Source organism: Paenibacillus lentus, assembly GCF_003931855.1.
In the GTDB taxonomy this organism is placed as follows: Bacteria; Bacillota; Bacilli; order Paenibacillales; family Paenibacillaceae; genus Fontibacillus; species Fontibacillus lentus.
In genome coordinates this window covers 1,844,356-1,863,326 of the sequence record NZ_CP034248.1, presented here as the reverse complement: position 1 = coordinate 1,863,326, position 18,971 = coordinate 1,844,356, and the positions used below count along the sequence as shown (strand labels likewise).

Annotated in this window: 21 protein-coding genes; 7 read left to right on the top strand and 14 right to left on the bottom strand. The window is 46.1% G+C overall.

What is annotated here, in order from left to right; translation table 11 throughout:
- Positions 1-40: 40 nt before the first annotated feature.
- Entirely contained in the window at positions 41-361 is a 321-nt protein-coding gene (locus EIM92_RS08180; protein ID WP_125082243.1) for a DUF5665 domain-containing protein, read from the top strand.
- Between the two features lie 53 nt (positions 362-414).
- Entirely contained in the window at positions 415-639 is a 225-nt protein-coding gene (locus EIM92_RS08175; protein WP_125082242.1) for a hypothetical protein, read from the top strand.
- An 83-nt stretch (positions 640-722) separates the two neighbouring features.
- Here EIM92_RS08175 and EIM92_RS08170 read toward each other — a convergent pair whose 3' ends face one another.
- The 11 genes from EIM92_RS08170 to EIM92_RS08120 all read right to left on the bottom strand — a co-directional run bounded on the left by EIM92_RS08170 (position 723) and on the right by EIM92_RS08120 (position 12,629).
- The gene (locus EIM92_RS08170) at positions 723-1,700 is read right to left on the bottom strand and encodes a magnesium transporter CorA family protein (protein WP_246021252.1); all 978 of its coding nucleotides are present in this window, start codon (positions 1,698-1,700) and stop codon (positions 723-725) included.
- Positions 1,701-1,793: 93 nt separating this feature from the next.
- A complete protein-coding gene (locus EIM92_RS08165; RefSeq protein ID WP_125082240.1) occupies positions 1,794-2,567 on the bottom strand; it encodes a sigma-70 family RNA polymerase sigma factor in 774 nt (257 codons plus the stop codon).
- A complete protein-coding gene (gene rsbW / locus EIM92_RS08160) occupies positions 2,564-3,016 on the bottom strand; it encodes an anti-sigma B factor RsbW (protein ID WP_125082239.1) in 453 nt (150 codons plus the stop codon). Before rsbW ends, EIM92_RS08165 begins: the two co-directional genes overlap by 4 nt.
- An 18-nt stretch (positions 3,017-3,034) precedes the next feature.
- Positions 3,035-3,373 carry an STAS domain-containing protein gene (locus tag EIM92_RS08155; protein WP_125082238.1) on the bottom strand — a complete coding sequence of 113 codons (339 nt, stop codon included), beginning with the start codon at positions 3,371-3,373 and terminating at the stop codon, positions 3,035-3,037.
- Between the two features lie 52 nt (positions 3,374-3,425).
- Positions 3,426-5,117, bottom strand: coding sequence for a response regulator (locus EIM92_RS08150; RefSeq protein WP_125082237.1), 1,692 nt, complete (start codon positions 5,115-5,117; stop codon positions 3,426-3,428).
- A 32-nt stretch (positions 5,118-5,149) separates the two neighbouring features.
- Positions 5,150-6,022 carry a CheR family methyltransferase gene (locus EIM92_RS08145; protein ID WP_125082236.1) on the bottom strand — a complete coding sequence of 291 codons (873 nt, stop codon included), beginning with the start codon at positions 6,020-6,022 and terminating at the stop codon, positions 5,150-5,152.
- Positions 6,023-6,093: 71 nt separating this feature from the next.
- Entirely contained in the window at positions 6,094-9,765 is a 3,672-nt protein-coding gene (locus EIM92_RS08140; protein ID WP_125082235.1) for a response regulator, read from the bottom strand.
- Positions 9,762-10,931 carry a PP2C family protein-serine/threonine phosphatase gene (locus EIM92_RS08135; protein WP_125082234.1) on the bottom strand — a complete coding sequence of 390 codons (1,170 nt, stop codon included), beginning with the start codon at positions 10,929-10,931 and terminating at the stop codon, positions 9,762-9,764. Before EIM92_RS08135 ends, EIM92_RS08140 begins: the two co-directional genes overlap by 4 nt.
- 148 nt (positions 10,932-11,079) lie before the next feature.
- Complete coding sequence (locus tag EIM92_RS08130; RefSeq protein WP_125082233.1) at positions 11,080-11,424, bottom strand: YflT domain-containing protein; 345 nt, start codon at positions 11,422-11,424, stop codon at positions 11,080-11,082.
- Between the two features lie 114 nt (positions 11,425-11,538).
- Complete coding sequence (locus EIM92_RS08125; RefSeq protein ID WP_125082232.1) at positions 11,539-12,075, bottom strand: hypothetical protein; 537 nt, start codon at positions 12,073-12,075, stop codon at positions 11,539-11,541.
- 50 nt (positions 12,076-12,125) lie between these two features.
- Entirely contained in the window at positions 12,126-12,629 is a 504-nt protein-coding gene (locus EIM92_RS08120) for a DUF948 domain-containing protein (RefSeq protein ID WP_125082231.1), read from the bottom strand.
- Positions 12,630-12,892: 263 nt separating this feature from the next.
- Here EIM92_RS08120 and EIM92_RS08115 point away from each other — a divergent pair, with 263 nt between their 5' ends.
- Positions 12,893-13,057, top strand: coding sequence for a DUF1328 domain-containing protein (locus tag EIM92_RS08115; protein ID WP_125082230.1), 165 nt, complete (start codon positions 12,893-12,895; stop codon positions 13,055-13,057).
- A 104-nt stretch (positions 13,058-13,161) separates the two neighbouring features.
- Here the strand turns inward: EIM92_RS08115 and EIM92_RS08110 are convergent, their stop codons facing one another.
- A complete protein-coding gene (locus EIM92_RS08110; protein WP_125082229.1) occupies positions 13,162-13,746 on the bottom strand; it encodes a hypothetical protein in 585 nt (194 codons plus the stop codon).
- A 127-nt stretch (positions 13,747-13,873) separates the two neighbouring features.
- Here EIM92_RS08110 and EIM92_RS08105 point away from each other — a divergent pair, with 127 nt between their 5' ends.
- Positions 13,874-14,206: a hypothetical protein gene (locus EIM92_RS08105; RefSeq protein WP_125082228.1), complete on the top strand. Its 333-nt coding sequence runs from the start codon at positions 13,874-13,876 to the stop codon at positions 14,204-14,206.
- 103 nt (positions 14,207-14,309) lie between these two features.
- Here EIM92_RS08105 and EIM92_RS08100 read toward each other — a convergent pair whose 3' ends face one another.
- Entirely contained in the window at positions 14,310-15,335 is a 1,026-nt protein-coding gene (locus tag EIM92_RS08100; RefSeq protein ID WP_125082227.1) for a C40 family peptidase, read from the bottom strand.
- 265 nt (positions 15,336-15,600) lie between these two features.
- Between EIM92_RS08100 and EIM92_RS08095 the strand changes: the two genes are divergently transcribed.
- The 3 genes from EIM92_RS08095 (at position 15,601) to ilvB (ending at position 18,036) form a co-directional block, all read left to right on the top strand.
- Positions 15,601-15,834 (top strand): DUF2249 domain-containing protein, encoded by a 234-nt coding sequence (locus EIM92_RS08095; RefSeq protein WP_125082226.1) that lies wholly within the window; start codon positions 15,601-15,603, stop codon positions 15,832-15,834.
- A 21-nt stretch (positions 15,835-15,855) separates the two neighbouring features.
- Entirely contained in the window at positions 15,856-16,179 is a 324-nt protein-coding gene (locus EIM92_RS08090) for a hypothetical protein (RefSeq protein ID WP_125082225.1), read from the top strand.
- 153 nt (positions 16,180-16,332) lie between these two features.
- Complete coding sequence (gene ilvB, locus EIM92_RS08085; protein ID WP_125082224.1) at positions 16,333-18,036, top strand: biosynthetic-type acetolactate synthase large subunit; 1,704 nt, start codon at positions 16,333-16,335, stop codon at positions 18,034-18,036.
- 60 nt (positions 18,037-18,096) lie between these two features.
- On the opposite strand, the gene EIM92_RS08080 is transcribed toward ilvB, so the two are convergent.
- Positions 18,097-18,969, bottom strand: coding sequence for a cation diffusion facilitator family transporter (locus tag EIM92_RS08080; RefSeq protein WP_125082223.1), 873 nt, complete (start codon positions 18,967-18,969; stop codon positions 18,097-18,099).
- Between the last annotated feature and the right edge of the window lie 2 nt (positions 18,970-18,971).

Genomic DNA, 18,971 nt, shown 5'->3' with positions numbered 1-18,971 from the left:
TGAGCTAGCCTATACCACTTCCAAGGAGGTACCGTACCGTATGGCGCGCACTCAACCGATGGACCCGCAGGAGCATCCCTTTGAATTACGCCACGAAGTAAAGCGTTTGAATGGGAGATTGGACTATATCGCGGATTTGCTAAATAGAGCAGAGTTTAAAGACATCTTAGAGAACTATACTAGCCCCAAGAAACGGATACTTACCAATTTTATGGCCGGTCTGTCACGCGGTCTCGGCCTGAGCGTCGGCACCTTTGTCGTACTCGGTCTGCTCGGCTGGTTTCTGAGTCTGTTCGTAGATCTCCCGATGATCGGTGATTATATTAAAGAATTGCAGGATTACATTAAATCCAAGCCATAACGGCACACTCTGTATAAGGGATAACACCCTATACTTCAGAGGAGATGATAGAAATGGTCCAATTCAATGCGGAAGAGGAACAAGAAGAATATGTAAACAAACAAATCAGGGAAGCGCGTGAAGGCGAGTATCCTGAGCATAAAAGCATTCAAGATGCCGAGAATGGCTCCATGGTCAACGATATGGAAGATTTAAAGCAGCTCAGTGAGGATATGGATGAAATGTCCACCAATAGCGAGGATGAGGCTCGCGGGCTTAAGCCCGATCCGGAACAATAACTGGTACCATTACGATGCTTAACACTGGAAAATCAAGAACCTGCTGCCTTCTCTAGCGCCAGGTTCTTTCACATTTGATCCCTCTACAAATGCGAATCCTTCTTGTCTACCTGCAGCAAATCTCCCGTCCAGCCCTTCATATTCATCCATAGATAGAAGGCCAATGTACTGATAATCGTAATTGCACTAATGATCAAGAATCCGGTAATTCCCGTCTTTACCCAAGGCAGAAAGTCAAAATTCATGCCCCATATGGCCCCGATCACCGTTGCCGGAGTAAAGATCGCCGTCATGATGGTCAGCGTCTTCATAATATCATTGCCGCGAAAAGCAGAAATTGCCTCGTCAATCGAAATTAGCGTATCAATCTCCTTCTCATAATGCCTGAACAATACATTCATTCGCTCTGTACGGAATACCAACCGTCTAAAATAAACGCTATTCTCTAACTCTTTCTCCAAGTAAGCTTCTTGTGCGGCCGTTACTATTTCTTGAAAAGGAATGAATAAATTCGACCAGTAAAGCAGTTCAAAACGCGAAGTTAAAATTTGATCCATTAGATGCTTCTTGTTGTGCTTTTTCATCATTTCCTCAACTTTACGCAGATTGTTCTCAAACCGATCCATGCCGACATGAATATAATGTAAAATCGTGCGAATGAGTACGAACATTCCTTCGATCGGCAGCTTACAATCGTGCAGCATCTTCATTTTCTCATGCATATGCATCCTTTGCCGGGTGTGACCATCCAGGTTAAGCGTAATAAAACGATCTTGATTCACAAAAAAGTGAATCTGCACGCAATCTTTGATTTTCTGCATCTCCTCCTCTACCGAATAGACGAGCGAACCAAATATTATTGGATTTCTTCCGTCGGGAAAACGTACCGATAAATAATTCGTATCCACGGAAGGAATAATATCCAACCATTCCTCGGTGTCCGGGACATCCTGACGAAGCTTATGGAAGATGGAATCCTCCAAACCTTCGGCTTCAAGATCATACCATCTCCATCCCTGATCGAAGGAGATAATGCGTTCCCCTTGTTTCCCGTAGTTCAAGTTTCGTCCTCCTCTCATTGAAAAGGCACGCTGTTCCTTAGAGAAGAAAGCGCGCCTTTTTCGTGCAATTCATTGAGAGCGGTGAGCAACCGCTTAATATAAATTAGAGTTTGCCATAATCTGCTTCAGCTTTTCGGTCGCTCGTTTTTGTATCCGGGAAACACTCATTTGCGATACCCCCAGCTGCTGAGCGATGGCACGCTGAGATTGCCCCTCTTGAAAGGCCAGCAATAGAACCTGCTGCTCCTGTTCCTTTAACTGGCTAAGCGCTTGCTGTAAATCCATTCGCTTCTCCACAGTATCATAATCATTAGCTTCAGAACTAATTAATTCACCAAGCGTTGCCGCGGTTTCATCTTGAGACAGCGGAGAATCGAGAGATACATAGTGATAACATTCTCGACCCGCAAGCACTTCGACCGTTTCCTCCACCGAAAGATCCAAGTATTCGGCGATCTCCTTCACATCGGGGGAACGTTCCAATCTCACTGTCAATTCATCAATAGCCTGCTGGACAAGTGCTCCCTTCTCCTTAATGCGGCGCGGCACCTGGATATACCAGGACTTGTCCCGCAGAAAGTTCTTCATATGCCCGATCATGCTCTTCATAGCATATGGCTCAAATGGTATACCCAGCTCGATATCGTATTGCTGCAGCAACCGGATCAGCGCCATTTGGCCTACCTGATACAAGTCCTCGTATAAATCAGGTCGATTGCGGGCGATTTTACCTGCAGCCACCTTGACCATCGGCTCATATTTCTGAATGAGAGCAGTAGCAATTTCGTTGTCCTTCGTTTGCTGATATTGCCAGATCAGGCTGGTTGATTCATTCAAAGACTCGGGGGGAGTCAATTTGTCGCTCATACTTTCTCCTCGCTCTTAACGAGCCGGCGAGTCAGAACAACCTTAGTTCCTTGTCCGGCAACGCTCTCTACGCTTACCTCATCCATGAGCGCCTCCATTAGATAAAAGCCGAGTCCGCCAATTTGAGCTTCGCTCAAATCCTTGTCATGTAAAGATGCCCGATCTGCCGTCTTCCGCCAAGAATCAAAGCTCTCCCCTTCATCTTTCACCGTAATGGATAATGCATCCTCTTGCACTTCAAAAGTAACTTCCATTATCCCCGGCTTGTGCTTGTATGCATACAGCACACAGTTGTTACAGGCTTCCGACACCGCTACCTTCATATCCTCAATTTCTTCATAAGAGAATCCGATTTTAGAGGCTACACCGTAAAGATTCAATCTGACGATATCCACATACTCCGCAGTCGCTGGCAAACTTATAACCACTCTCTGAACTTCGTCTTTCATTCTTACTTCGATCCTTTCCTATTGGGAATTCTCTTGTGCGGCAAAAAACTTGGCAATCCCGGTCATGTCAAACAGCTTCTGAATTTGGTCTGGCACTTCTTTTACCAGAAATTCGGCCTTCATGCCATGTCTTGCTTTTAGAATAGACAACAGAATTCCGATGCCCGTACTATCGATATATTTCAAGTCCTTCATGTTGATAATGAGATGCAGTGCCTCATCTCCAACGAGAGGTTCCATAACCTGGCGGAAGTCTGGAGCTACAGACAAATCCAGCTCTCCCCGTAAATACACCGTGCAAGTGTCGTTCTCCAGTTGCGATGTAGCTGAAAATTTATCATTTTTATTTGTATTCATAGACACTCTCTCCTGAAAAATGTTTTCTCTATTCATAACCCAATCGAACTACTTATGAATCAACCAAGCTCTCCTGATATACCTGTGGAAAATGCTTCATAGACCCATGATCTGACCCGTTGATGTACTTAGCGACTATTTTTCTCACGGAGCTGAGCTTCACCGGCTTGCTGATATAGTCATTCATTCCTGCCTTCAGACACTTGCTCCTGACACCCTCCATGACATTGGCAGTCATCGCAATGATGACAGGCGACCATCCAGAATGATCAGCTTCACGAATCCGGCTTGTGGCCTCAAGTCCATCCATTACAGGCATTTGTAAATCCATAAAAATAAAGGAATAAGCCTTTCCTTCTAAAGTCATTTGAACGGCTTGGGCACCATCTTCCGCTACGTCGGCTTCATAGCCCAGCTTATTCAGCATACTGACCATGAGGCGTTGATTGATCGGATGATCATCGACGACGAGCATGCGATCTGTATGCAGGGGTTGTCCTTCTACCGAAATGCCTGGACAATAACGCAACGCTTCATTCTCCTCTGTACAATTACGTACCTGAACGGAAAAAGCAAAAGTCGCCCCCTTCTCCTCCTGGGGCTCAACCCAAATATCGCCTCCCATCAACAGCACCAGTGTCTGGCAAATAGCGAGGCCCAAACCGGTTCCACCATATTTCCGCGTCATGGACGAATCCAATTGGGAGAACGGTTTGAAGAGCTTATCTACCTTATCGGGAGCAATGCCGATGCCTGTATCCTTTACCGTGAATTCCAGCATGAGATTATCCTGATCGTCCTTGTTCTCGCTGGCGGACACGACCAAATAAACACCGCCCTGCTCGGTAAACTTAATCGCATTTCCGATTAAATTGATCAGCACTTGACGTATTCTTCCCATATCCCCATATAGAATTTGCGGAATGCTGTCATCTATGAAATATACAAGCTCCAGCCCCTTCCGGTGCGCATCCATGGAGAATAGATTGAACACCTCCTGGATTCCGGCCCGTAGTTCAAATGGACATTCCTCCAGCTCCATCTTACCGGATTCCATCTTAGTGAAATCAAGAATATCGTTAATAATTGTTACTAATGTGTTCGCGCTGTTGCGGATAATTTCCGCATATTCCTTCTGTTCTTCCTGCAGCTCAGTTTCAAGTAATAAATCAATCATGCCAATGACACCGTTCATCGGAGTGCGGATCTCATGGCTCATCATGGCTAGGAATTCCGTCTTAGCCTTCGCGGCAATCTCCGCCGCTTCCTTGGCCTGCACCAATTCATCGTTGATCCGCTCCAGTTCCTGAGTCTTCTGCTGCAGCAGCATGCTCTGAGTTTTATGGCGTTGATTCGTGATGTACATGTCGACAAACCCATCGATTTTCGATTTTAAAATCTGCGGAATAAACGGCTTAACCATATAATCGATGGCCCCCGCCGAATAGCCTTCGAACAAATGCTCAGCGTCCTTGCTATTCGCTGAAATAAAGATAATCGGAATATCTTTCGTCTTATCGCGGGCCTTAATTAACTTGGCCGTTTCGATACCATCCATGCCGGGCATCTGCACATCGAGCACAATCACCGCAAAATTATCCTTAAGCAAATATTTGAGCGCCTCTTGACCCGAAGTAGCCATTACAAGCTTGTACTTCTCGCTACCCAACACAGCTTCCAGAGCCATTAAATTCTCAGGACGGTCGTCTACCAACAATATGTGAATCGGTTCTTCAACCCCCATGAAATCCCCCTGCCAATCATACTGTCGAGAGATCACTTGATCTTTCGATATATTTTCTCTTCACGATCCAAGGCCTCGTAGCTGTCCGTGAAGTCCGTAAAATGAATTGATTCCTTAGCCCCAAGCACGAGTATGCCAAAATGATTCAGGCTTTCGTGAAACAGGGCATGAACACGGTTTCGCAGCGTTTCATCAAAATAAATCATCACATTACGACAAAAAATGACATTAAATTCGTTGAAGGATCGATCTGTCGCCAAGTTATGTTCGGCGAAAATAATATTCTTGCGCAAAAAAGGCTGGAAAATAACCGAGTTATATTTTGCTGTATAATACTCGGAGAACGAACGCGTTCCCCCCGCCTCCAAGTAATTTTTCGTGTACTGCTTCATTTTTTGAATACCGACAATCCCCTCTTTGGCGATTTGCAAAGATCTATCATTCATATCGGTAGCATAAATGCGGGCTTTGTCGTAGAGGCCTTCTTCATGAAGCAATATGGCCATGGAATACACCTCTTCGCCCGTGGAGCATCCGGCATGCCAAATACGAATATATGGATAGGTTCGCAGCAAGGGGATTACCTTCTCCCGAAATACCCGAAACAGGTTCGGATCACGGAACATTTCCGTTACGGGGATAGACAAATTGTAGACGAATCGTTCAAAGCACTCCCGATCATGAAATATTTTCTCCTGCAGCCCGGATATCGTCTTGAGCTGCTCGGAATAGACATGATGCCATATTCTTCTGCGCAGGGAGGGGACTGCATAATTTCGGAAATCATACCCGTAAAGCCGATGAATCCCCTCTAACAGCAGCTCAATCTCAATACTCTCCCGCTCGCTTTGGCTATCGTCGTAAGGTATATCATCTTCAAAATTCGTGAATTCACTGGATGACATGTGTTCAACTCCGCTTTCCAATATAAATACATGTTACTGTCTCTATAAATACTATTACCCCGTAAGTCAGCTTACGAATACAACCAAACACGCATTAATGAGAGTAATTGATCCGTTTGGATCGGTTTCTTCACATAATCAGAGGCACCAGCCTCAATGCATTTGGAACGATCCTCTTTCATCGCCTTGGCAGTCAATGCAATAATCGGAAGCTTCGCAAACTCCGTCTTCTCGCGTATGCGACGCATCGCTTCATATCCATCCATTTCCGGCATCATCATATCCATCAAAATGAGGTCGAAGTCCCTCTGTTCTTCCAAAATCTCAAGTGCCTCCCTGCCATTTTCTGCGTATACAACGTTCATCCGGTAGCCTTCTAGCACGCTGGAGAGGGCGAATACATTGCGGACGTCATCGTCGACAAGCAGGATTTTCTTGCCTTCGAATAATTCTTCTTTATTATGCAGCTTCTGCAAAATTTTCCGCTTGTCCTCCGGAAGGTTAGCCTCGATACGATGCAGAAATAATGTCGTTTCGTCCAGTAGCCGCTCCGGCGATTTAACATCCTTGATAATGATCGATTCGGCATACTTGCGCAGCTTGGTCTCTTCCTTCGCATCCAAATCTTTGCCTGTATAAATAATAATCGGCAAATCATTTAACTTCTCATCATCGCGGATTTGATCCAGCAGCTCGAACCCGGTCATATCCGTCAGCATTAAGTCGAGAACCATACAATCATAATGCTTCATACGCAGCTCTCGCAGCGCTTCTGCACCAGTCGATACAGCGGTAATTGCTACATCATCATGACCAATCAATTCGATAATGGACTTCTGCTGGATTTCATCATCTTCGACGACAAGCAAATGTTTCAGGCTCTTCTCCGTATAAGACTCGATATAAGTAAAGGCCTGTTCGAGATGCTCCCTTGAGGATGGCTTGCGCAAATAAGCGATAGCTCCCATCATTAATCCCTGTTTCACATCATCCACAACGGAAATGACATGCACCGGAATATGCCTTGTCTTGGCATTGCTTTTCAATTCATTAAGAATCGACCAGCCATCCATCACTGGCAGCTGAATATCCAAAATGATCGCATCCGGCAAATATTCGTGAACGAGCCGGAGCCCCTCGTCCCCCTGAACAGCTACAATCCCCTTGAAACCATGATGACGAGTCATTTCAAGCAGGATTTTGGCGAATACAACATCATCTTCGATAATTAACAGCACTTTATCCTCTGCCGCAATGGCTTCCCGATCATCGACAATCGGATTGAATATTGGAGTTGGCTCATCTGCCGGTACAGACGGAGCGTAAGCTTCCAGTCTCATTGGCTCTTCAACAGCTGCAGGGGAAGTCGCAGCCGCTTCCCTGCTAGCTCTGAATATCTCGGAGCGAGGCTCCCTCGGCAAATAAAGCGTAAAGCTGCTGCCCTCCCCTTGCTTGCTCTCCAGACCAATTCCACCGCCAAGAAGGGCGGACAGCCCACGGCTAATCGACAGTCCCAATCCCGTTCCACCATATTTGCGGCTCGTCGTTCCATCCACTTGCCTAAAGGCCTCAAAAATGAAGTCCATTTTATCCTCAGGCACGCCAATCCCTGTATCCCTGATGGTCAGCGCCAGATACTGGCGATTACGCTCCAATTCGTTTGGAAGTTCATCCGGGGCAGCCACTTTAACCAAGAACGCGACTTCACCGTCATTCGTAAATTTAAAGGCATTAGAGAGCAAATTGCGTAATATTTGCTTCACACGATGCCCATCGGTCGTAATTCGCTTCGGTACCTGCGAACTGACTTCTATGCGCAGCCTAATCCCTCTGCTCTCCGCGACAGGCCGGAAATTATGCTCCACAAATCTCTCCAGCTCTTTAATATCAACTTGTTCCTCGTTCACTTCCATCTTGCCTGCGTCGACCTTCGATAAATCGAGAATTTCATCGATCATTTTCAGCAAATCCGATCCTGACATATGAATGGTATGAGCATATTCCACCTGCTTGGGGGTCAAATTATTATCCTTGTTCTCCGAGAGCAGCTGTGACAAAATAAGCAGACTGTTAAGAGGTGTCCGCAGTTCATGAGACATATTGGCCAGAAACTCCGATTTATATTTGCTCGTTACAGCCAGCTGGGCTGCATGACGTTCTAATTCATCTCTCGTCTTCTCAATTTCCTCGTTCTTCTCCTTGACTTCCTGCACCTGTTCCTCAAGGGCGCGAGTCTTGGCAATCAGCTCCGTATTATAATGCTCCAGTTCCTCCTGCTGCCGCTGCAGCAGCTCCTCGGAGCGCTTCAATGCCGCCGTTTGCTTCTCCATGGCTTCATTGGAACGGCGAAGCTCCTCCTGTTGTGTTTGAAGTTCTTCTGATTGAACCTGCAGTTCTTCCGTCAAAGCCTGCGATTCGCGTAGAAGCTCTTCAACCCGCAGCCTGCGGTTCACGTTATTCAGTACAACGCCCAAACTAATTGTCAGCTCTGACAGCAGTTGCTCTTCCAACGATGTAAATTGATCCAGGTTAGCCAACTCAACGACACCCAGCAATTCATCTTCGAATAAGATCGGATAAATGAGAACATGTGCCGGCTTGGCCTCCCCTAGGGCAGAGCGTACGGATAAATAATTAGGCGGCGTCTCTTTCAGCGATAACGGCTTCTGATCCAGAGCCACCTGTCCTATGAGACCTTCGCCGATTCTAAACATCGCCGGAGAATTCAATTCCCCATTTCTGGCATAAGCAGCTCCCAAATGCAGTTCGTCCGGATTTTCGCTCTCCTTCCGAATATAGACGGCACCCACATTGCCGCCAAGGATCGGAGTAAACTCGTTAATGAACATTTGAGATATTTGCTCCAGCGAATTAATGCCGTGAAGCAGTTCGGTAATTCGCGCTAAGTTAGAGTTGATCCACGTCAAATCCTTTTGCTGCTGCAGGAACTTTTTCTCAAGTTCTTGCTTTTCTCGAAGATCGTCCGCCAGCTCTTGAAACACCCGGGCTACACTGCCTATTTCATCTTTGGACTGTACCGGAATGGATCTGATTTCATCCCACTGCTCTTTTCCGAAATGCTTAATCATGCTATTTACAGTGTTCAAGCCCTTGGTTATATTTGGCAGTACCCACAGTACAATCGCTAAGCCTAGCAACAAGCCGACGGCCATCGTTATGATCGTTACCTGGATCGAATCGTTATAAGCCTGGTTCGCTTTATTAATTTCGGTTTCAATTTGGATATCCAAATAATCCCTCAATTCATTCAGCGTATTTAGCAAGCGATCCTGAATGCCTTGACCAGAGGAAATCCGATAATCATTGGCCCTGTCAAACTCACCATTAAGCAGCAGGGTCATTAGCCGGTTTTGATAGCTTTCGAAGTCCAGAGTTGCTTCTTCAATCTTTGTCATCATCTGGCGATCTTCGCCAGTAGTCAAACTATCCTGCAGCTGCTGCAGTTTTTTCTTTGCTGATTCTCCCCTCTTCTCCAGCTTGTTTCGCTCCTGAATGATATAGTCCTGGTTCTTCACTTGCACCATATTCGTGAGGATTCGAGCCATATCGTTCACATCGCCGCGCATATCGGTGGAGGCCTTAACCTTCAAGTAGCCTTCCGAATACACATGCTGTAGCTGATCATTCATAAAATGCAGACGATCGTAGCTGGCGAATGTGAGCATCAGCATAATGATCAAAAGTGAACTGTAGCCGATAATTAACTTGCTCCTGATCTTCATTCGCTTCCCTCTCCCTCTTTGAGCCTGATCCACACAAGACACTTATCGTCCTCCCGTTCTTGCGGATACCCTTCATCAAAAAATAGACGCTGCATTTTATCCTTGTCCAGCCTATGGCTCCCACTTAAGGTCTGCTCCAAAAATTCAATCTGCTCCTCTTGCGTTCCATCCATGACCTCCATTAAGCCATCAGTGTACAGGACGATATGGCCTTCCCCTTCATATGTAATCGTGTGGGTCGTAGTATCCATCTTTTCAAACAGGCCAACGGGCGGACATACTGTTTCCAATCTGATCGCCTCTCCTCCCTTTTGAAAAAATAAAGCAGGCGGATGGCCGGCGTTCACATAATCGATCTTCTTATGCTTGGTATCGACTACAAGGTAGATCGCCGTAAAATAATACTGAATCAATTGTTTCTCAATATGGAGCTGATTAAAGCGCCGATTTAACTCCTGCATGACTTTTTCAGGCTCCACGTAGGTGCTGACTGTATCCTTAAGGACAGAAGCGATGAACATGCAAAATAAGGACGAGGAAATTCCGTGTCCCATCATGTCCAATAATATAATGCCGTATCTCCCCTCACCGAGCGGATACCATGAATACAAATCTCCAGCCAGTTCAAAGGACGGCTTGTACAAGGCGTCAATTTCAAAATGCGAATCCGCAATGGCTGAGCTTAAAACTGCATTTTGTACTAAGGCAGCTAGCTTCAGTTCCTCCTGTATCCGCTGATCCCTTTCTTTATGCCAGTCTTTCTCCTGCTTTAGCCTTAGCGCCAGCCGTATTCGCGCCATGAGTTCCACTTTATTGATCGGCTTGGTCACATAGTCAACCGCACCGGCGTCAAGCGCTTCCGCCAGCTTCTTGGAATCCCCTATGGCGGTAACCATAATAATCGGAATATCCTTAAGTCCCTCATATTGCTGAATAACACGGCAGGCAGCTATACCATCCATTTCCGGCATCATCATATCGAGCAATATTAAATCAATATCCGATGAAACAGGGATTATCTCAGAATTGGCCTGCTCGATCCCCAACAGCTGGAACATCTCCGCGGCCGAAGATGCGGCCACTGTATTTCTATAGTTTTCTTTCTTCAAAATCTCTCTAATGATGATTATATTTGTCGGATTATCGTCCACGATTAAAATTTTCATTGATTTCTCCTCACATCAAAACCAAAATTTTCAAACTCTAACTACTATCCTACTCTATCTCAATAAACATAGATAAGGAATGGGTGCAGTTTCCCCATTCCTTATCTATGTTTAAGATTATAGTGTCAGGCCGGAAGATCCTGTTCATTTATGCCGTATATCTTGCGATTACCAACACTTTGCCTAAATCCAGTTCCTTCTCATAAAAGGCAGCCTCTGTATGTGTAAAGCCAAGCGAAACTATTTTTGCACGCAGTTCGTCACCCCGGGAACGGAACAAGTTGGCAATGGCATCAAATACGCCTTCTTCCTTAATACCGATTTCATTAGCATTGGATGTGTCTGCAATTCGTTCTGTACGATCCTGGTCATGAGCAAGAACATAGATATGATCTCCTACATATCCTGCAGCTCGCAGCTCATTAACGGTTTCTACCGCTTGAACTCCGTTCTGCACAACCTTGGCATAAGACTTCTTATCCGTCATACTCATCGTCAGCACTCTCCTTTGTCTATGATGAAATCCTATCCTTCTCTGTTGCTATGGCTGTAATTACCCTACTCTCAGCGACTTGAAACACGCTTATGTTAACTTCCTAAACAATTTCTAAAATGCGATCGTATCAAACAAATCCACACCGACAATCCCCCTTGTCTCCGGATCACGGTATATTTTGATTGCCGCCAAATCACGGATGTACACATCCCCGTCCTCTGCCACATAGTCCGGCTCACCGAAGACCTGATCAAGCCCCGGCTTCTGCAAAGACAACCATCTTCCATTCACTTTGATTTTCTCGGGGGATGCGGCGATATGCACATAATAAACCAAATCCTCGTACAACCCGACCGTAATATCCGCATATTGATATTCGGTATAACCGGAATAAGCATTCTTATGGATCGATAACGGTCTTCCTTTCTTCTGGACGACACTTTCCCGATCATCATGCAACGTCACGTCGCCCATGGAATGAAACTCATCAATCGGTGAAGCTGCTTTGTTCTCATCCGGCACGGAGCGTTCGGAGGAGGATTGCGGCGAAAAGGCAAGTTTCACGGAAAGCTGCGGAATACTGTCTACAGTTGTCGGATAATGGCTTACAGCAGTAAGAAATCCTAACAGTAACATGATGTTCAGCATCGTTCTCACCTCTTTTTGAAGACTTGCCGATTCGATCCTGTTTCATAAATTTATGAGCGGTATTTATGCCATACGCTGGAAGCGATGTCCACCCACTTCATCCAACCGGGCTCTGACTTAGAAGCTGTCTCACGATTGTAAGTCGAGCCATAGGTAGACGTGGAAGAGTCGATCGGATCCTCCGCCGCTACTTGCTTCGCCCCCGTCTTGCCTGCTGTATGATGTGGGGGTTTCTTCACTCTACCGATCAGCGAAGTAGATACCTGCTTGGCGGCAAGCGTCACTTCATTCAGTACGTCTCCTACATTTTTTACAGATTCCAGCACAGGATCGAGCTGTTTCATCTTATGCTCGACATCCTCGGTAATACTGTTGGCCTGTCTAACGACCTGCTTAACTTCATAACTAAGCTCGTCAACTGTCTTATGGATTTCCTGCAGCGTCTGGGTCGTTTTATCTAGAGACTTCTCGGCTGCCTTCAAAGTTTTCACCACGAATATGACTAGGACTACAAATGCTACCGCGATAAGTGCTACACTTAATTGCCAAATCATACCATTCCCTCTCTTTCCAGCCCTGGCTTTGGAGTCGCTACTCCTTAGTTACCCTTGGTTTTTCGGGGCGAAACAACACCCCTGCGTCGACAATTCTCGAAATATTGCCACCTGTTTCATCCGGATTTCCCCCGGTTAATGACAACTACAGCGACGGAGCACCAATTTTGGAATTACTCCGGCATAGGTCATTTACACCACTCCACCTTTGTCGCTTTAATCCTCATATTACACTATTTTACTATGAAGGAAAGGTGATTATCATGTTGAAATGGTCAGTTATTTTTCTAATCGTTGCAATCATTGCAGGTATTTTCGGATTCTTTAACATTGTAGCGGCCGCGGCTTCAATCGCCAAAGTGCTATTCTTTATCTTCCTCGTACTATTTGTGATCTCCCTATTCACGGGGCGCAGCCGTTCACTTTAACTAGCAGGCTCATCCAAAGCGACATCATATAGATCACGCCATCGTGTTATGTAAAAGGTTAGAATAAAAAGGCAGCCCTTCCTATGAAGCGACTGCCTTTTTTCTTAGTAAGAAGCTAAATACTCAGCAATTTCGAGCCAATCCAGCGCAAGCTTGACCGTAATTTGACGATTTTGGAAAAGCACATCCTCTACCGTAACTGGATCGGGCACATAAGGACCTGGATCAATTTTCACCTGCTTCAGCCCAAATAGGGTCGGAGATAAGGACAGCTCCCTTACCTTCACTGCTTCAGGCGTCATGATGAATTGCCCGGTTGAATACTCGAGGACATACTGAATCGCTGCCCCGAACTCTATAGCTCCCCATGCGGCGTTGATATGAACCGTTAGCAGGTTGTCAGCAAGCTGAAGCTGCATTCCGGTGACCGTAACAGGGAGCTCTTGTCCGCGTATTTCCTCAACAAGCTTCTGCTTAGCCAAATGATTGAACTCTTCCTCTGTAATCTCGATTTCCGGCTTACGGGTTTCAATCATCCTGACCAGCTTATCCTTCCACTGTATTCTCGAATAATTCATATCCAATGCATGCTCCGGACGTATATACCATATGGCAGCTGCCGCTAGCACGATTAAAATCAGCAGAAACAAGAGCAAGCGCAATCCCCAATTAGGCCGCTTTTTTCTCACCTTAATCTCTCCTTTTCAACCATTTATTAAAATCTACCATTTTAAGTGATTCTTAAGTTGCTTGATTGTTTATTACATAAGTACGAGCAAGAAAACAACCAAATATATATTCAAGGAGGAACTTCGATTGAAAAAATTATCAGTTATTACCGCTTCCCTGCTTGTCTCTGCCGCTCTGGCTACCTCAGCCGCAGCTGAAGAGGCAGAGACAGTAACGCCATTGCAGAATCTGGAGGAGCCTATCATTCAGGCTGGTGAAACCGTGATTGCCCCAAATCCTATTGAATTACTGAGCATCACTAGTATGTATAGTAATCCGAACGGAGATTTATTGAACTCCCTTGCTCCGCAATTTGTACATCCAACCGGTCAAGTCATCAACGATTATTGGGTTGAGATATACACTTGGCTCGGCAAAGCCTGGATTATAGTGCCAAACTACACTCCAGACTATAACTAATATATTACACAGAATAAACCCAGGATGCACAAATCGCTCCGCTGAACTAAGGAAATCCCTAAGTTCTGCGGAGCGATTTGATATTCAAGATAGGATTGAGGACTTATCGCAGTACACTTCCACCGAATAAGAATCGATGTTCCCATGAACCACTTAGTTTATCGATCCGGACGCCGCCAGATTTAACAGAATAGGTATGCATTATTTGCCCATTCCCGATATACATGGCCACATGAGTTATCCGTGCGCTATTCTTGTTAACTCCTGCATAGGCTGAAGCGGATGAGCCTCTATAGCTCATAAAGAAAACAAGATCGCCTGCTTTCAAATCACTTATGCGATGGACTGCCTGGCTGTTCTCCTTGATCCATGCCCCCTGCTTCCGGGAATCGGATGGCAGCGTAATGCCCAGGGCCTCCTTATATATGTGCTTTACAAAGTCAGAACAATCAAAAGTTGCTGTCGTTCTCCGATTGGATCCGTACTCATAGGGAGTCCCCAAATATTTCTTCCCGGTCTGGATCACCTGATCTACCTGCTTATTGACATTCGCTGGTAATGTCGGCTGCGGTGCAGGGGATGAGTTACCTCCCCCTTGGGATGCGTCTCGCTGTATATATTTACTCGATGAACTTACATAACCAGTCAAGCCTTCATCGGTCTTTACTTTATAGAAAGAGCTGTTACTTTGCTCCAAAATCGTTACGCGAGTACCCTTCTTCAGCATTTTAATAACCTTGCCCGACGTGGAAGGCAAGCTGCGCAGATTCACTCCATATATGACGCGGCCGTTCCATTGGGAGCTTGAAACCTCTGGTGTTGTTGCTGCTCCTTGAACCGAGATATATTTAGACGCTGAGCTGACATAACCGGTCTTTCCCTCAGCATTCTTCACCTTATAGAAATAACCGTTACTTTTCTCCAGAACTTCAACCGCTGTACCCTTCTTCAAAAAGCCAATGACTTTTCCAGACACAGAGGGCTTGTCACGCAAATTGACGCCGCCCACAATAATTCCTGTCTGCACTGCGCTCTGTTGGGTCGCAGCCACCGACGTTGCCGCCGGCATAGCCGAATAAATAGATAGTGCCATGGCACTGGATAATAGAATAGCCACACTCCGTTTCATTGATGTAAAACCTCCTAGATGTGTTTGGAATTATGGATTATGCTGCCATTTCCCCCTTTCTTTTTAACTTCTAACCATTATATCCTTTGTCGAAGATTGTCTAAATGAGTCGATTTTCGTGTTATTCAAGCTAAACAACGACTAAATACCTAATTTTAGAGCATTATTTTTATTCTCAACAAGTGATTTGTATCACAATGTCATCAGGCTGGCTTGATATAATGATCGCAAACACATCAAATTTTAATTACAGGAGGATTCAACCATGAACAATATTAAGACGACAGTCAATGCAACAGAATATCCGCCACAACTAAAGCACAAGACCATTTTTGCCGCATACAACGACCTTCAACAAGGAGAAGCCATGCTCCTTATTAATGATCACGACCCTGTGCCTCTTCGTTTTCAGTTTGAATCTATGCATCCTGGCAAATTTACTTGGGAGTATATTGAACAGGGGCCAGAAACCTTTCAAGTGAAAATCGGCAAAATCTAAGACTGGAAGGAGCGTTAACACGTGGCCAAAATTACAGTCATCAACCAGAAGAAAATCGAAATCTCTGTAGATCTTGACGATGCGCTGACTATGATTGCTGAGGCTGGTAATAATGTCAATTTATATGCCAATGAGATTGTGACGATTGCAGAGAAAATGCCGGAGTTTCAATATACCTACTTCTGCTTCTATGCCTATGATACCGCGGCTTTATTTGAAAAAATGCTAGGGATCGACCCTAAGCAATATCTTTCCTTCTCACTCCATGCGCCTGATTCCTTCTTCTACACTTTGTATGGAGGAATGAAAATGTTAAGCGGCATAATTAGCCAGAACCGAGCATAAATTCGCATCATCTACAGAACTAATCATCCATTCATTAAGGAGGGCTGCGGCTCTCCTTTTTTGATATCTGTAGCACCTCTGTATGACCAGGGTCACTTTCGGGGTTCGTGAAACGCAGTAAAATAGTCAAAATAACAAAATGGAGGGATCTTGATGAGAGAAAACAATACTGTCCGGCAAGCTCCGTCCATCGGTGCCCAATTGCTACTGGATTGTCTGATCGAAGAGAAAGTCAACACGATCTTTGGTTACCCCGGTGGGGCGGTTATTCCTATTTACGATGCGCTGTACGACTGCCCTCATATCCGGCATATATTAACTCGGCATGAACAGGCGGCCATCCATGCAGCAGACGGCTACGCCCGGGTGACGGGCAAACCTGGTGTCGCGCTGGTCACCTCAGGACCAGGAGCAACGAACGCCATTACTGGGATCGCCAACGCATTTATGGATTCCGTTCCACTGGTCATCTTGACAGGACAGGTATCCACTCAACTCATTGGACGCGATAGCTTTCAGGAAGTGAACATTTATGGGATGACCATGGACGTTACTAAGCATAATTATGTTGTCAGGAATGTCGCAGAGCTTCCACGTATCATCAAAGAAGCGTTCCATATTGCCTCTACGGGAAGACCAGGCCCTGTGCTCATTGACCTACCTAAAGATGTAATGACCGCAGCAGCAGATGGCCTCTTGCCCGCTGAGCACCTGAATATCCGTGGCTATTCCGCAATCCCGCGCATCACGGAAGAAGAGATCGTTCAGGTTTGGGATTGTATCACGCAGGCACAGCGACCAGTCATTCTTGCCGGCGGTGGCATCATCTCCTCTGGAGCGGCCGAGGCTCTACTCGCTCTGGTCGAACAAACCGGCATCCCCGTCGTAAGCACTTTGATGGGAATCGGTGCCTTCCCAGCAAGGCATCCCTGGTATTTAGGAATGGTTGGTATGCACGGCACATTTGCCGCTAATCGGGCAGTTCACCAAGCAGACCTCCTGCTCTGTCTCGGAACGCGCTTTAATGATCGTGTGTCAGGCAAGGCTCAATCCTTCTCGCCAGGTTCTTTGAAAATTCACATCGATATCGACAATGCGGAATTAAATAAAAATATCCCGGCAGGAATCGGTATTACGGCCGATCTCCGCGAGCTGCTAAACCGTCTGCTGCCCTTGGCTGGAAGCAGACACACTCCTTCACCATGGTTAGTCGAAGCAACAGGGTGGCCCAAGAAGGTCCCCCATTATACTAGTGAAGAGGGACTGTTGAGCCCAGGCGAGGTCATTTCGCTGCTGGATCAATTTACACAGGGGAGTTCCATTGTGGCTACGGATGTCGGGCAGCATCAAATCTGGACGGCCCATCACTATAAATTTGCTCGCCCGCGGCGTTTTCTGACCTCAGGAGGTCTTGGCACAATGGGCTTTGGCTTCCCGGCGGCGATAGGAGCAGCCATCGCGGATTCTTCCCAACCCGTGTTATGCATTACGGGCGATGGAAGCTTCCAGATGAACTTGCAGGAATTGATGACTGCTGTTGACTATGATTTGCCGATCAAAATCGCCATATTGAATAATGGATATCTCGGTATGGTTCGGCAATGGCAGCAGTTATTTTATCAAAAGCGCTACTCCTCCGTGCAAATCTCTTCACCAGATTACGTCACTTTTGCTAAATCCTATGGTGTCACCGGTTTACGGGCAAGCACTTCACAGGAGGCCGAAGCCATTATCCAACAAAGTCTGAGCATCCCTGGCCCTGTACTTATGGAGTTTAATGTGAAAGAAGAACAAAACGTTTACCCGATGGTGCCGCCAGGTGAAAGTAATGATCGCATGATCACCACCGATGGATAATGGAATCTTGCAGCAAAGCTGAAAGAAACCGTTAGAGTACATTGACTCTAACGGTTCCTCCTAGGCTTCTGCCTTCGGCTCTACATGAACATGAACATGCATCACGTTTCGAATACGCCGCATTTGCTCTTCAACGCGGTCGCTGATTTCATGCCCCTCCATTACGGTAAGCAGCGGGTTTACTTCAATCACAACATCAACTAGCACATGATTGCCATGGACGCGTGCTTTCACATCCCGTATGCCCTCTACCCCTTGAATTTGAGCAATACAGCTTCGCAAATCTCCAAGTTGACCCTCATCGAAGCCATCAGTCAACCGATGCGTTGAATCCCTAAATATATCCCAAGCTGTCTTACAAATTAACAGTCCTACTGCAAAGGCTGCTACGGTATCTAACCACGGTAAGCCGAACTGGGCACCGATAATGCCGACTGCCGCGCCAATACTCACCAAGGCATCGGATAAATTATCCTTCGCCGCAGCCATCAACGCCTGGTTATTGATTTGTGTAGCCAACCTGCGATTATAAGCATAAACGAACCACATCGCCGCCGCGCAGATAAGTGCGACTGCTGCCGACCGGACATCAGGCTCAACCTCCACCCCTGTCACAAGAGAACGGATCGAACCATAAATAACTTGAATTCCAACCGTAGCCATAATAAAAGAGGCCACTAAAGCGGCAATCGTCTCAGCCCGCAAATGCCCATAGGCGTGATCGGAATCCGGCGGCTTCTGAGAGATGCGCAAACCTATCAATACGGCAAGGGAAGCAACGATATCGGTTACGTTATTGAAACCATCTGCCAAAAGGGCGCTCGATGCAAATAGATAGCCGCTGATCAGCTTAAATGCAGACAGTACCAAATAAGCAGAAATGCTGACCCAAGCCCCCCGCTCGCCTTTGCGTATCTCATCATAAATGTCCAAAT